At 71.7% G+C, this 14,335-nt stretch carries 7 protein-coding genes; 6 read left to right on the top strand and 1 reads right to left on the bottom strand.

What is annotated here, in order from left to right; genetic code table 11:
* Nucleotides 1-346: 346 nt before the first annotated feature.
* The 6 genes from BFV98_RS05270 to BFV98_RS05245 all read left to right on the top strand — a co-directional run bounded on the left by BFV98_RS05270 (nt 347) and on the right by BFV98_RS05245 (nt 12,744).
* A complete protein-coding gene (locus BFV98_RS05270; RefSeq protein WP_013286148.1) occupies nt 347-1,723 on the top strand; it encodes an ABC transporter substrate-binding protein in 1,377 nt (458 codons plus the stop codon).
* Nucleotides 1,724-1,783: 60 nt separating this feature from the next.
* The gene (locus tag BFV98_RS05265) at nt 1,784-2,743 is read left to right on the top strand and encodes a carbohydrate ABC transporter permease (protein WP_013286149.1); all 960 of its coding nucleotides are present in this window, start codon (nt 1,784-1,786) and stop codon (nt 2,741-2,743) included.
* A gap of 3 nt (nt 2,744-2,746) precedes the next feature.
* Nucleotides 2,747-3,634, top strand: a complete 888-nt coding sequence (locus tag BFV98_RS05260; protein ID WP_071095185.1) for a carbohydrate ABC transporter permease — start codon at nt 2,747-2,749, stop codon at nt 3,632-3,634.
* A 77-nt stretch (nt 3,635-3,711) separates the two neighbouring features.
* Entirely contained in the window at nt 3,712-5,337 is a 1,626-nt protein-coding gene (locus BFV98_RS05255) for a glycoside hydrolase family 13 protein (RefSeq protein ID WP_071095183.1), read from the top strand.
* A gap of 151 nt (nt 5,338-5,488) precedes the next feature.
* Entirely contained in the window at nt 5,489-8,359 is a 2,871-nt protein-coding gene (locus BFV98_RS05250; RefSeq protein WP_071095182.1) for a discoidin domain-containing protein, read from the top strand.
* A 98-nt stretch (nt 8,360-8,457) separates the two neighbouring features.
* Nucleotides 8,458-12,744, top strand: coding sequence for a discoidin domain-containing protein (locus BFV98_RS05245; RefSeq protein WP_071095180.1), 4,287 nt, complete (start codon nt 8,458-8,460; stop codon nt 12,742-12,744).
* A gap of 175 nt (nt 12,745-12,919) precedes the next feature.
* Here the strand turns inward: BFV98_RS05245 and BFV98_RS05240 are convergent, their stop codons facing one another.
* Nucleotides 12,920-14,311 carry a PLP-dependent aminotransferase family protein gene (locus BFV98_RS05240; protein WP_013286154.1) on the bottom strand — a complete coding sequence of 464 codons (1,392 nt, stop codon included), beginning with the start codon at nt 14,309-14,311 and terminating at the stop codon, nt 12,920-12,922.
* Between the last annotated feature and the right edge of the window lie 24 nt (nt 14,312-14,335).

Raw genomic sequence — 14,335 nt, 5'->3', positions numbered from 1 at the left:
CGGCTTCCGCCGCCTCGCCCTGCCCCGCCTCGCCGCGCCCCGCCTCGCCACGTCCGTCGATCTTGGAGTAATGGCGCCCGGAATGCGGCCTACTTCCGTTATCTGAGGTGCCACAACTCCAAGATCGACGGACGGCCCGCGCCGCAGTCGAGTTCTTGCATTCTTGCGTCCGCATCTTGCTGGGTTCGGTTCGCGTCGCTACAGTGACTCCACTCACACCTGACCCGGGGCGCGGTTTCCGGAGGCAGGGCGCGCGCGGTTGCCGTTCGACCACCTGAGGGCAGCCGCGCGGTCACCGCACATCAGTGAAGGCCATGGATACACCCGTTCCCGAAGGGATGGACAGATGTCCGTACCGCAGTATCGGAAGGTCGCGGCCGTGGCGCTCGCGGCCGGCCTCGGGCTCAGCCTTGCGGCGTGCTCCACCAAGAGCGACGACAGCAGCGACGCCGGCGGCAAGGTCACCATCACCGTCGACTGCCAGCCGGTCGGCGCGCAGAAGGAACTGCTGAAGAACTGGAACGACGACGTCGCCGAGTTCCAGCGGCAGAACCCGGACATCGTCGTCAAGAGCGTCAGCGTCGGCGAGCAGTGCAACAACCCGCCGGACTTCACCGCCCGCCTCGCCGGCGGCACCGTCACCGACGTGTTCTACGGCTACATGACCGACCTCCAGCAGGTGCTGGACTCCGGTCAGGCGATGGACATCGGCCAGTACGCCACCAAGGACACCATCCCCACCTGGGACAGCGTCGACCCGGCGCTGAAGGAGGTCTTCACCGACGGCGGCAAGCTCTACGCCGTACCGGTGAAGAACTACTCGATGGGCCTGATCTACAACAAGGCGCTGTTCCAGCGGGCCGGGCTCGACGTGAACAACCCGCCGAAGACCTGGCCCGAGGTGCGGGCCGCGGCCAAGAAGATCTCCGCGCTCGGCGACGGCATCGCCGGGTACGCCGAGTACAGCGCCGGCAACACCGGCGGCTGGCACTTCACCTCGCTGCTCTACTCCCAGGGCGGCCAGGTGCTCAGCGCCGACGGCAAGAAGGCCGACTTCAACAACGCGATGGGCAAGCAGGTCCTGCAGAACCTCAAGGACATGCGGTACGGCGACAACAGCATGGGCAGCCGGCAGCTGCTCCAGTGGGGTGACCTGCTCACCAACGCCGGCGCCGGCAAGGTCGGCATGTTCATCGGCGCGCCGGACGCGACCCAGGCGATCGTCAGCCAGTTCCAGGGCAAGTACCAGGACTGGGCGATGGGTCCGCTGCCCGGCCAGGACGGCCCGGCCAAGGCCACGCTCGGCGGCGGCGAGGGCTACTTCTTCAAGAAGGGCCTGAGCCCGGAGCAGGTCAAGGCCGGTCTGAAGTGGCTCGCCTACCAGAAGCTGACCCCTGGCAAGGGCCAGTTCGACTACGTGCGCGCCAAGCCGCAGAACTACCCGGTCGGCCTGCCCCAGCCGCTGCTGTTCACGAACGGCAGCGACGCGCAGAAGCAGGAACTGGAGCTGCGCAAGGCCAACGCGAACGTGGACACCACCAACTTCGCGGTCTTCGAGGCCAACCCGGTGCCGATCAAGGGGGAGCCGCGCAACGCCCAGGCCGTCTACGCGGTGCTCGACGCGGCGATGTCCGGGGTGCTGACGAACCCGAACGCGAACATCGACGCGCTGCTCAAGACCGCCGAGGACAAGGTCAACCAGCTGCTGGCCGCGCAGAGCTGACCCGACCGGAGGTGGGGCCGGCGCACCGGCCCCACCTCCCCGAGCACCGCAGGAGTCGCCTTGGCGCTCACCACCGCCCCCGGCGCCACCCGCCGTCCCGGCCCCGCCGCGCCGACGCCGTCGCGTACCGCCGGACGCCGCGCCGGACTCGGCCGCAAGGTCCGGGACAACCTCACCGGGCACGCGTTCCTCATCGGCGCTGTCGTCTGCTTCGCCGTCTTCTCCTGGTACCCGATGGTCCGCGGCGTCGTGATGAGCTTCCAGCGCACCCGCCGGGGCGAGACCACCTGGGTGGGCTGGGACAACTACAGCCGGATCATCGCCGATCCGAGCTTCTGGACCGCCTGGAAGAACACGTTCGTCTTCACCGGCCTGGCGCTCGTCCTCGGCTACCTGGTGCCGTTCTTCGTGGCGATCCTGCTCAACGAGCTGCGCCACGCCAAGGGCTACCTGCGGGTGCTCGTCTACCTGCCGGTGATGCTGCCGCCGGCGTCCGCGCTGTTCCTGTTCAAGTTCTACGCGTACGACCCGAGCGAGGCGGGGCTGTTCAACGCGATCCTCACCGCGCTGGGACTGCCCACGTCGGAGTGGATGCAGTCGCCCACGATGACGATGCCGGCCATGGTGATCGCGTCGACCTGGATGAACATGGGCGGCGCCGTGCTGATCTACCTGGCCGCGCTGCAGAACATCCCCGGCGAGCTGTACGAGGCCGCCGAGATCGACGGCGCCGGGGTGTGGCGGCGCATCCTGCACGTGACGGTCCCGCAGACCCGGCTGATCCTCGCGCTGCTGGCGATGCTCCAGATCGTCGCCACCATGCAGCTGTTCATCGAGCCGCTGATCCTCGCCAACGGCGCCGGTACGCAGGACTCGGCGACCTCCGTGGCGTACCTGATCTACCAGCACGGGTTCTTCCAGAACGACCTCAACGGCGCCGCCGCGCTCGGCGTGATCATGCTGGTGGTGCTGGCCGGGTTCTCCGCCGTCTACCTGCGACTGACCGCGAGACAGGACTAGGACATGGCCGCCGACCTCACCACCCGTACCCTCATCTCCCACGCCCAGCTGCGGCGCGGTCGCGGCCGCGTCCTCTACTGGGTCGTGCTCTCCGTGGTCGTGGCCGGGTTCACGCTGGTGTTCCTCGGCCCGCTGTACTGGATGGTCACCGGCGCGCTGAAGTCCGGCCAGGAGATCGCCCAGACGCCGCCGTCGCTGTTCCCGCGCGACCCGCAGCCGGGCAACTACGTCGACGCCTGGAACAACCTGGACCTGGCGAAGCTGCTGTTCAACACGTTCTACTACGCCACCGGCGCGGTGGTGTTCCAGCTCGTCCTCGACACCGCCGCGGCGTACGCGTTGTCGAAGCTGCGCCCGGTGCTGGGCAAGCTGATCCTCGGCATGATGCTGGCGACGCTGATGATCCCGGCGATGGTGCTGATCGTCCCGCAGTACGTCACGGTGATCGACCTGCCGATCGTGCACGTCAACCTGCTCGACTCGCCGTTCGCGATCTGGCTGCCGCTGGTGGCGAACGCGTTCAACATCTTCCTGCTGAAACGGTTCTTCGACTCGATCCCGGAGGACCTGATGGCAGCCGCCGTGATGGACGGCGCCACCCCGCTGCGCACGCTCTGGTCGATCGTCCTGCCGATGTCCCGCCCGATCCTCGGCGTCGTGGCGATCTTCGCGGTGACGGCGGTCTGGAAGGACTTCCTCTGGCCGAAGCTGGTCATGCCGTCGCCGGAGACGCGGACCGTCAGCGTCGGCATCTACGCCTTCGCCGGCGGCACCCCGATGAACGTGGTCATCGCCGCGTCGGTGATCGCCGCGATCCCCACAGTCGTGCTGTTCCTGATCTTCCAGCGCAACATCATGTCCGGCCTGACCACCGGCGGCCTCAAGGGCTGACCCCGCGCCACCGCCCGCACCCGGGCCGCGAGCCCGCCGCAGCAGAACCGACCCGCAGAAAGCAGGTGCCCGTGTCCATGGCCGACAACAGCCCGTGGTGGCGCTCCGCGGTGATCTACCAGGTCTATCCGCGCAGCTTCGCCGACGGCGACGGCGACGGGATCGGCGACGTCGCCGGCATCCGGTCCCGCCTGGATCACCTCGCCGCGCTCGGCGTCGACGCCATCTGGTTCAGCCCCTGGTACCCGTCGCCGATGGCCGACGCCGGCTACGACGTGTCCGACTACCGCGACATCGACCCGGTCTTCGGCACCCTCGCCGAGGTGGAGGCGCTGATCGCGGAGGCGCACGCGCTCGGCATCCGCAGCATCGTCGACGTGGTGCCCAACCACTGCTCCGACGCGCACCCCTGGTTCCGGGCCGCGCTCGCCGGCGGGCCGGGCGCGCCCGAGCGGGACCTGTTCTGGTTCCGCGCCGGCCGGGGACCGGGTGGCGACCTGCCGCCCACCGACTGGACCGGCGAGTTCGGCGGCCCCACCTGGACCCGCACCACCGACCCGGACGGCACCCCCGGCGACTGGTACCTGCACCTGTTCGCCCCGCAGCAACCCGACCTCAACTGGGACCACCCCCGGGTCCGCGCCGAGTTCGAGGACATCCTGCGCTTCTGGTTCGACAGGGGCGTGGACGGCATCCGCATCGACTCGGCCGGGCTGCTGGTCAAGGACGGCACGCTGCCCGAGGTACACCCGGACCGACCGCACCCGTTCCGCGACCAGGACGGCGTGCACGACGTGTACCGCGCCTGGCGGCGCATCGCCGACTCGTACCCGGGCGGGCGGGCCCTGGTCGGCGAGGTGTGGTTGCCCGACCGGCAGCGGTTCGCGAACTACCTGCGCCCGGACGAGCTGCACACCGCGTTCAACTTCGACTTCCTCGGCTGCGCCTGGGACGCCACGTCACTGCGGGAGAGCATCGACGGCACGCTCGCCGCGCACGCCCCGGTCGGCGCGCCGGCCACCTGGGTGCTGTCCAACCACGACGTCACCCGTCACGTCACCCGGTACGGCCGCGCCGACACCCGGTTCAGCTTCGCCGCCAAGCGCGAGGGCATCCCCACCGACCTGGAACTGGGCACCCGCCGGGCCCGTGCCGCCGCGCTGCTGTCGCTCGCACTACCCGGCGCCGCCTACGTCTACCAGGGCGAGGAGCTGGGGCTCTGGGAGGTCGAGGACATCCCGTACGAGTTGCGGCAGGACCCGATGTGGGAGCGGTCCGGACGGGTCGACCCCGGCCGCGACGGCTGCCGGGTGCCGCTGCCCTGGCAGGGCGACACCCCGCCGTTCGGGTTCAGCCCCGACGGCGCCGCAGCCGCGCCGTGGCTGCCGCAACCGGCGGACTGGAAGGACCGCACGGTCCGCGCCCAGACCGGCGATCCGCACTCGATGCTGGAGCTGTACCGGGCCGCGCTGACGCTGCGCCGCGCCGAACCCGCGCTCGGCGACGGCACGCTCACCTGGCTGCCCGCACCGGACGGCGTGCTCGCGTTCGCCCGCGAACCCGGCTTCACCTGCCTGGTCAACCTCGGCGACGCAGCGGTGCCGCTGCCCGCGCACGACCGGCTGCTGCTCGCCAGCGGCCCACTCGACGACGACCGGCTGCCACCGGACACCGCGGTCTGGCTGCGTACCCGATCGGCCTGACCGCTGCGCCGGCGGCCCCGTCCCGCCGCCGGCGCCGCCCGCGACACCCGGCGGCCCGTCCCGGCCGCCACCACGCCGCGCACCTGGGGAGGAGGAAGGAGAGGCAACGCCGCACGGGGGATCGGCACCGACGAAAGGGAGTACACCCCGCATGGCCGAGCACCGCACCGCGCACCGCCACCGCACCACGGGCGTGGCCGCCCTGGCCGCCGCCGCGCTCGCCGCCTCGACACTCGTCGTCGTGGCGCTCACCACGACCGCCACCCCGGCGTCCGCCGCCGGACTGTCCCCGTTCGACATCACCGGACGCGGCGCCACCGTGCCGTTCCGGGAGCAGGAGGCCGAGCAGGCCGCACACACCGGCACGAAGATCGGCCCCGACCGGCGCTACGGCACGCTGCCGTCCGAGGCGTCCGGCCGGGAGGCGGTCACGCTCGACGCCGTCGGCGAGTACGTCGAGTTCACGCTCACCGCCCCGGCCAACGCGGTCACGTTCCGGTACAGCCTGCCGGACAACGCCGCCGGCACCGGCCGCGACGCCACCATCGACCTGCGCGCCAACGGCACGCTGGTCAAGTCGGTGCCGGTCACCTCCCGGTACGGCTGGTACTACGGCGGCTACCCGTTCAACAACAACCCGGGCGACACCAACCCGCACCACTTCTACGACGAGACCCGGACCATGTTCGGCACCACGTACCCGGCCGGCACGAAGATCCGCCTCCAGGTCTCCTCGACCGCCCAGTCGCCCACGTTCACCATCGACCTGGCCGACTTCGAGCTGGTCGGGGCGCAGATCACCAAGCCGTCCGGCGTGCTGGACGTGGTGACCGACTTCGGCGCCGACCCGACCGGCGCCACCGACTCGACGGCGAAGTTCCAGGCCGCGGTGGACGCCGGCAAGGCACAGGGCCGGGCGGTGTGGATCCCGGCCGGCACGTTCACGCTCTGGGACCACGTGGTGGTCGACGGCGTGACGCTGCGTGGTGCCGGCCCCTGGTACTCGGTGCTCGGCGGCCGGCACCCCACCGACCGCAAACGCGCCGCCGGCATCTACGGCAAGTACGTGCCGGGCGGCGGCTACTCCGGCGAGATCCGCCCGCACGAGGCCGGCGGGCCCAGCCGCAACGTCACGCTGCGGGACTTCGCCATCATCGGCGACATCCGGGAACGGGTCGACGAGGACCAGGTCAACGCCATCGGCGGCGCGATGACGAACTCCGTGGTGGACAACCTGTGGTTGCAGCACACCAAGGTCGGCGCCTGGATGGACGGGCCGATGGACAACTTCACCATCCGCAACAGCCGGATCCTCGACCAGACCGCCGACGGGGTGAACTTCCACTGGGGCGTCACCAACTCCACAGTCACCAACACGTTCGTCCGCAACACCGGTGACGACGCGCTGGCCATGTGGGCGCAGAGCGTGCCGAACGTCGGGAACTCCTTCACCCGCAACACCATCGGCGTGACGATCCTGGCCAACCACCTGGTCACGTACGGCGGGCGGGACATCACGATCGCCGACAACGTCACAGCCGACTCGGTCACCAACGGCGGCGGCATCCACGTGGCGAACCGCTATCCGGGCGTCACCGGGCCGACCGCCGTGTCCGGCACCATCACGGTGGCCCGCAACACGCTGATCCGCAACGGCAACTCCGACTACAACTGGCAGTTCGGCGTGGGCGCGATCTGGTTCTCGGCGCTCAACGAGCCGATCCAGGGCGCCACGATCAACGTCACCGACACCGACATCCTGGACAGCTCGTACGCGGCGCTGCACTGGATCGAGGGGCAGACCAGCGGCATCTCGTTCGACAACGTGCGCATCGACGGCGCGGGCACGTACGCGCTCCAGGTGCAGGCGCCCAGCCAGGTCCGGTTCACCAACGTGCGGGCCACCGGCATCGCCCAGTCCAACCCGATCCACAACTGCGTCGGCAGCGGCTTCCAGATCACCCAGGGCACCGGCAACTCCGGCTGGTACACGCCCACCCCGTACTGCGGGCCGTGGCCGCAGCCGCAGTGGGGCAACGGCCCGTCCAGCCCGCCGCCCACCAGCCCGGCGCCGACCACGGCAGCGCCGACGACAGCAGCGCCGACCACCGCGCCGCCGACAACGCCGCCGCCGGCCGGCGGGAACCTGGCGCTGGGCCGGCCGACGACCGCCACCAGCACCACCCAGACGTACGCCGCCGGCAACGCCGTCGACGGCAACCCGGCCAGCTACTGGGAGAGCGCCAACAACGCGTTCCCGCAGTCGCTCACCGTCGACCTCGGCGCGTCCCGCACCGTCGACCGGGTGGTGCTGAAGCTCCCGCCCGGCTGGGAACGGCGTACCCAGACGCTGTCGGTGCTGGGCTCCACCGACGGCTCCTCGTACACCACGCTCGCCGCGTCGGCGGGCCGCGTGTTCGACCCGGCCGCCGCCAACAGCGTGCCGATCGCGCTGCCGTCCGGCGACCGCCGGTTCGTCCGGGTCACAGTCACCGGCAACACCGGCTGGCCGGCGGGTCAGCTCGCCGAACTGGAGGTGTACGGCGGCGGCACCACCACACCGCCGCCTGCCACGACGCCGCCGCCCACCACCGCGCCGCCGGCCGGGAACCTGGCGGCGGGCCGGCCGGTGGCGGAGACCAGCCACGCCGACGTGTACGGCGCCGCCAACATCGTCGACGGCAACGCGAACACCTACTGGGAGAGCGCCAACAACGCCTTCCCTCAGTCGGTGACAGTCGACCTGGGCAGCGCCCGGCCGGTCGCCCGGGTGGTGCTGAAGCTGCCCCCGTCGGCGGCCTGGCAGACCCGTACCCAGACCGTCTCCGTGCTCGGCTCCACCGACGGCTCGTCGTTCTCGGCCCTCAAGGCGGCGGCCGGCTACACGTTCGACCCGGCGGGCGGCAACAGCGTGTCGATCGCGCTGCCCGCCGGTGACCGCCGCTTCGTGCGGCTGACCTTCACCGGCAACACCGGCTGGCCGGCCGGCCAGCTGTCCGAGTTCGAGGTGTACGCCTCCTGACCCGGCGCGGCGGGGACCGGCCCGGTCCCCGCCGCGCCACCGCACCCCCACCCCCGAACGCCTCTCCACCTCCCCCGGGAAGAAGGTGTCCGTCCACCATGTCCAGACTCCGTACCGGAATCGTCGCGGTGCTCGCCGCGGTCGGCCTGGTCGTCACCGCGGCCCCCGCCCCACCGGCACTCGCCGCCGGCGGCCCGAACCTCGCCGCCGGGCGCACCGCCACCGCCAGCAGCGTCAACGGCCCCTACGTCGCGGCCAACCTGACCGACGGCAACCAGGGCAGCTACTGGGAGAGCAGCGGCGCGCTGCCCCAGTGGGCGCAGGTCGACCTCGGCACCAGCCGCGCCGTCGACCAGGTCGTGCTGAAGCTCCCGGCCGCCTGGGAGGCGCGCAACCAGACACTGTCCGTGCAGGCAAGCGCCGACGGCAGCGGCTTCACCACAGTCGTCGCCGCGGCGGGCCGCCCGTTCAGCCCGGCCGCCGGCAACACCGTGACGCTCGGCTTCACCGCCACGAACGCCCGCTACCTGCGGGTGGTGATCACCGCGAACACCGGCTGGGCCGCCGCGCAGCTCGCCGAGCTGGAGGTGTACGGCACGGCCACCTCCTCGACCAATCTGGCGCTCGGCCGGACCATGACCGAGAGCGGCCACGCCGACGTGTACGGCGCGGGCAACGCCAACGACGGCAACGCGGCCACCTACTGGGAGAGCCCGAACAACGCGTTCCCGCAGTGGATCCAGGCCGACCTTGGCGCCGCCACCAGCGTGAACCGGCTGGTGCTGCGGCTGCCGTCCGGCTGGGGCGCGCGCACCCAGACGATAACCGTGCAGGGCAGCACGAACGGCTCCACGTTCGGCACGCTCGTCGGGTCCGCCTCGTACGCGTTCGACCCGGGCGGCGGCAACACGGTGACTGTGACAGTGCCCACCGCGTCCACCCGGTACGTGCGGCTGCTGTTCACCGCCAACAGCGCCTGGCCCGCCGGGCAGCTCGCCGAGCTGGAGATCTACGGCCCGGCCAGCGGCGACACCCAGGCGCCGAGCGCGCCGGGCAATCTCGCGTTCACCGAGCCCGCGACCGACCAGGTGCGGCTGACCTGGACCGCGTCCACCGACAACGTCGGCGTCACCGGCTACGACGTGTACGCCAACGGTGTGCTGCGCACGAGCGTCGGCGGGTCCACGCTGACGTACACCGACACCCAGCCGGCCGGAACCACAGTCTCCTACTACGTGCGGGCGCGCGACGCGGCCGGGAACGTGTCGGCGAACAGCAACACGGTGACCCGTACCGGCAACACCGGGGACACGGTCGCGCCCACAGCGCCCGGCAACCTGGCCTACACCCAGCCGGCGAGCGGGCAGATCCGGCTGACCTGGACCGCGTCCACGGACAACGTGGGCGTCACCGGCTACGAGGTGTACGCCAACGGCACGCTGCGCACCACGGTGAGCGGCTCCACGCTCACGTACACCGACAGCCAGCCGGACAGCGCCACCGTCTCGTACCACGTGCGGGCCCGCGACGCCGCCGGGAACGTGTCGGCGAACAGCAACACCGTCACCCGCACCGGCAGCGGCACCGGCGGCACCAACCTGGCGGTCGGCAAGCCCGCCACCGCGTCGTCGATGGTGCACGTGTTCGCCGCCGCGAACGCCGTCGACAACGACGTCTCCACGTACTGGGAGGGCGCGCCCGGCGCGTACCCGAGCACGCTCACCGTCGCGCTCGGTGCCAACGCGAGCATCAGCGCGGTCGTCGTGAAGCTGAACCCGGACCCGGCGTGGGGCGCGCGCACCCAGACGTTCCAGGTGCTCGGCCGGGAACAGTCCGCGTCCGGGTTCACCAGCCTGGCCGGCTCCGCGACGTACTCCTTCAACCCGAACAGCGCCAACACGGTGACCGTCCCGGTCTCCGCGACCGCCGCCGACGTCCGGCTCCAGTTCACCGCGAACTCCGGCTCCTCCAACGGGCAGGTCGCCGAACTCCAGGTCATCGGCGTTCCGGCGCCCAACCCGGACCTCACCGTCACGGCCGTCACCGCGTCGCCGTCCGCGCCGGTGGAGACCGACACGATCACGCTGTCCGCCACCGTGCGCAACGCCGGCACCGCGGCCTCCGCCGCCACCACCGTCACCCTCTACCTGGGTACGACGAAGGTCGGCACCGCCGCCGTCGGCGCGCTCGCCGCGGGCGCGTCGAGCACCGTCTCGGCGGCCATCGGCGTACGCGACGCCGGCAGCTACCCGCTCACCGCGAAAGTCGACGAGTCGAACGCGGTGATCGAGCAGAACGAGGCGAACAACTCCTACACCAGCCCGACCCCGCTGACGGTGAGCCCGGTCGCCAGCTCCGACCTGGTCGCCTCCGCCGTCACCTGGTCACCCGGTACGCCGAGCGCCGGCGCGAGCGTCTCCTTCGCGGTGACGCTGCGCAACCAGGGCACGATCGCGTCGGCAAGCGGTGCGCACGGCATCACGCTGACGGTGCGCGACCAGTCCGGCGCCGTGGTCCGTACGCTCACCGGCTCGTACAGCGGCACGATCGCCGCCGGTGCCACCGCCGGACCGGTGTCGCTCGGCACCTGGACCGCCGCCAACGGCCGGTACACGGTGCGGGTGGTGCTCGCCGACGACGCCAACGAGCTGCCTGTCAAGCGGCAGAACAACACGAGCGACCGGTCGCTGTTCGTCGGCCGCGGGGCCAACCTGCCGTACGACGCGTACGAGGCCGAGGACGGCACGACCGGCGGCGGCGCGCAGGTGATCGGGCCGAACCGCACCATCGGCGACCTCGCCGGGGAGGCGTCCGGCCGCCGCGCGGTCACACTGAACACCACCGGCGCGTACGTCGAGTGGACCACCCGCTCGGCGGCCAACGCCCTGGTCGCCCGCTTTTCCATCCCGGACGCACCGGGCGGCGGCGGGATCGACTCGACCATCAACGTGTACGTCAACGGCGTACTGCACAAGCCGATGAGCCTCACCTCCAAGCACATCTGGCTCTACGGCGCCGAGGCCGGGCCGAGCGACTCGCCGAGCGCCGGCGCGCCCCGGCACCTGTACGACGAGGCGAACGTGCTGCTCGACACCACGGTCCCGGCCGGCAGCCGGATCCGGCTCCAGAAGGACCCGGCGAACACCACCACGTACGCGATCGACTTCGTCGACACCGAACTGGTGTCGCCGCGCGCGAACCCCGACCCGGCCCGCTACAAGGTGCCGACCGGGTTCAGCCACGCCGACGTGCAGAACGCGCTCGACGCGGTACGGATGGACACCACCGGCACCCTGGTCGGCGTCTACCTGCCCGCCGGCACGTACGAGACGGCGCAGAAGTTCCAGGTGTACGGCAAGGCGGTGAAGGTCGTCGGCGCCGGCATGTGGTTCACCCGGTTCCAGACGCCGCGCAACCAGCAGAACACCGACGCCGGTTTCCGGGTCGAGTCCTCGGCGAGCGGGTCGACCTTCGCCCACCTGGCGTTCTTCGGCAACTACACCAACCGGATCGACGGGCCCGGCAAGGTGTGGGGCGAGCTGAAGGACGTGGACGACCTGACGCTCGACAGCGTCTGGGTCGAGCACACCGTCTGCGCGTACTGGGGGGTGAGCGTGGACGGGCTGACCATCAGGGACAGCCGGTTCCGCAACACCTTCGCCGACGCGGTGAACATGACGAACGGCAGCACCAACAACCTGGTCACCAACTCGGAGGGCCGCTCCAACGGCGACGACGCGTTCGCCCTGTTCTCCGCCACCGACCAGGGCGCGTCAGGCGGCAACCACGGCAACGTGTTCGAGAACCTGACCGCCACGCTCACCTGGCGGGCGGCGGGGCTGGCCGTGTACGGCGGCTACGACAACGTGTTCCGCAACCTGTACATCGCCGACCAGCTCACGTACTCGGGCATCACGATCAGCTCGCTGGACTTCGGCTATCCGTTCGTCGGGTTCGGCGCCAGCCCGCCCACCCGGTTCGAGAACATCTCGCTGATCCGGTCCGGCGGGCACTTCTGGGGCGCGCAGACGTTCCCGGCGATGTGGTTGTTCTCCGCGTCGAAGGAGTTCCGCGGCATCCGGGTGACCGACGTGGACATCGTCGATCCGACGTACTCGGGGATCATGTTCCAGACCAAGTACAACGGCAGTCAGCCGGAGAACCCGATCACCGACACGGTGCTGACGAACGTGTCGATCTCGGGGGCGCGGCGCAGCGGTGACGCGTTCGACGCGAAGTCCGGCTTCGGCATCTGGGTCAACGAGATGCCCGAGGCGGGTCAGGGCCCCGCGGTCGGCGCGGCGACCTTCACCAACCTCCGCCTGACCGACAACGCCCAGGACATCAAGAACACCACAACAACCTTCACCATCACCCGCAACTGACCCCCGCCCCGCCCTCGCCCCTCGCCCCGCCCCTTCCGCCCCGCGATCTTGCACTTTCGGCCCCCGTGATGCCGGATTACTCCTGCTATGAGGGGCACCAAACTGCAAGATCGCGGGCGTGGGGCGGGGCGGGGCGCGCGGGGGCGGGGTCGAGCGGCGGCGTCAGCTGCCGCGGTCAGTGAGGGAGGGCTGTGGAGAGGCGGCGGATGGCCTCGTCCATCTGCTCGGGCGGGGCGGCGGCGTACGTCAGGCGCAGGTGCGGGGCGGGGGGTTCTGCCGCGTACCAGGGGCGGCCGGGGAAGACGGTCACCCCCGCTGCCGCGGCCGCAGTGGTCACCGCTACGTCGTCGGTGTTGTCGGGCAGCCGTACCCAGAGGTGCAGGCCACCGCGCGGGACGTCGCGCGGTGTCAGCGACGGCAGGTGCCGGTCCAGCGCGGCGAGCAGAGCCTCCCGGCGGGCCCGCAGCTGGACGCGCAGGCTGCGGCGGTGCCGGTCCCAGGCCGGCGCGGCGAGGAACTCCAGCGCGGCCTGTTGCAGCGGCCCGGCCACGAAGAGGTCGTCGAGCAGGCGGGCGGCGCGCAGCCGTGCCCCGGCCGGCCCGCGCGCGCCGATCGCGGCGATCCGCAGGCCGGGCGCTGTGGACTTGGTCAGCGAGCGCAGGTAGACGACGTGCCCGTCCGGGTCGTCCGCGGCCAGCGGAGGCGGGGCGTCGCCGTCGACGGTGAGGTCGCGGGCGTAGTCGTCCTCGACCAGGAACGCCCCGGCCTCGCGCACCGCCTCGGCCACCTCGCCGCGCCTGGCGGCGGCCAGTGTCGCGCCGTGCGGGTTGGCGTACAAGGGCTGGCAGTAGAACACGCGGGCGCCGGTACGGGCGAACGCGGCGGCGAGCTGGTCCGGGCGTACCCCGTCGGCGTCGGCGGGCACGGGCACCACCCGCAGCCCGGCGGCGCGCGCGGCGGCGAGCGCGCCCAGGTAGGTGGGGGACTCGACCAGGATCGTGTCGCCGGGGATGGCGAGCGCCCGCAGCGTGGAGGAGAGCGCTGCCTGCCCGCCCGGGCAGATCACCATGTCCTCGGCGCGCAGGCCGCCACCCGCCTCGCGGGCGAACCAGGCGCGCAGGTCGGCGCGTCCCTCGACCGGACCACGCTGCCACGCGGCCGGCTGCCGGGCCGCGCGGGCGAGCGCCGCACCGAGCGCGGCGGCCGGCTGGAGATCAGGGTCCAGATAGCCGCCGGTCAGCGGGATCGCGCCCGAGGGCGGTAACGCCAGCAGCGCCTGCATCTCCTCCTCGCCGCCCCGCCGTGAGCCGAGCGCGACTGTCTGCCACGACAGGTCCGCCCGCGGCGGGCCGGCGCGCCGGGTCGCCACGTACGCGCCACGGCCCGGCCGGGTCTCCACCAGCCCGTCCGCGACGAGCCGCCGGGTCGCCTCGGCGACCGTCACGGGGGAGACGTGATGGTGCGCGGTCAGCTCCCGCACCGACGGCAGCCGCGTGCCGGGCGCGGCGTCCGCCGCCAGCGCACCCAGATGCCGGACCACACGGTCGATAGCGCTACCATCGTTCATGACGGCACAGAGTAGCGCTACTGC

It is taken from the genome of Micromonospora sp. WMMB235, assembly GCF_001855515.1.
Lineage (GTDB): Bacteria > Actinomycetota > Actinomycetes > Mycobacteriales > Micromonosporaceae > Micromonospora > Micromonospora aurantiaca.
Note: the sequence above shows the minus strand (reverse complement) of the source record. Positions and strands in the feature narration are given on the sequence as shown.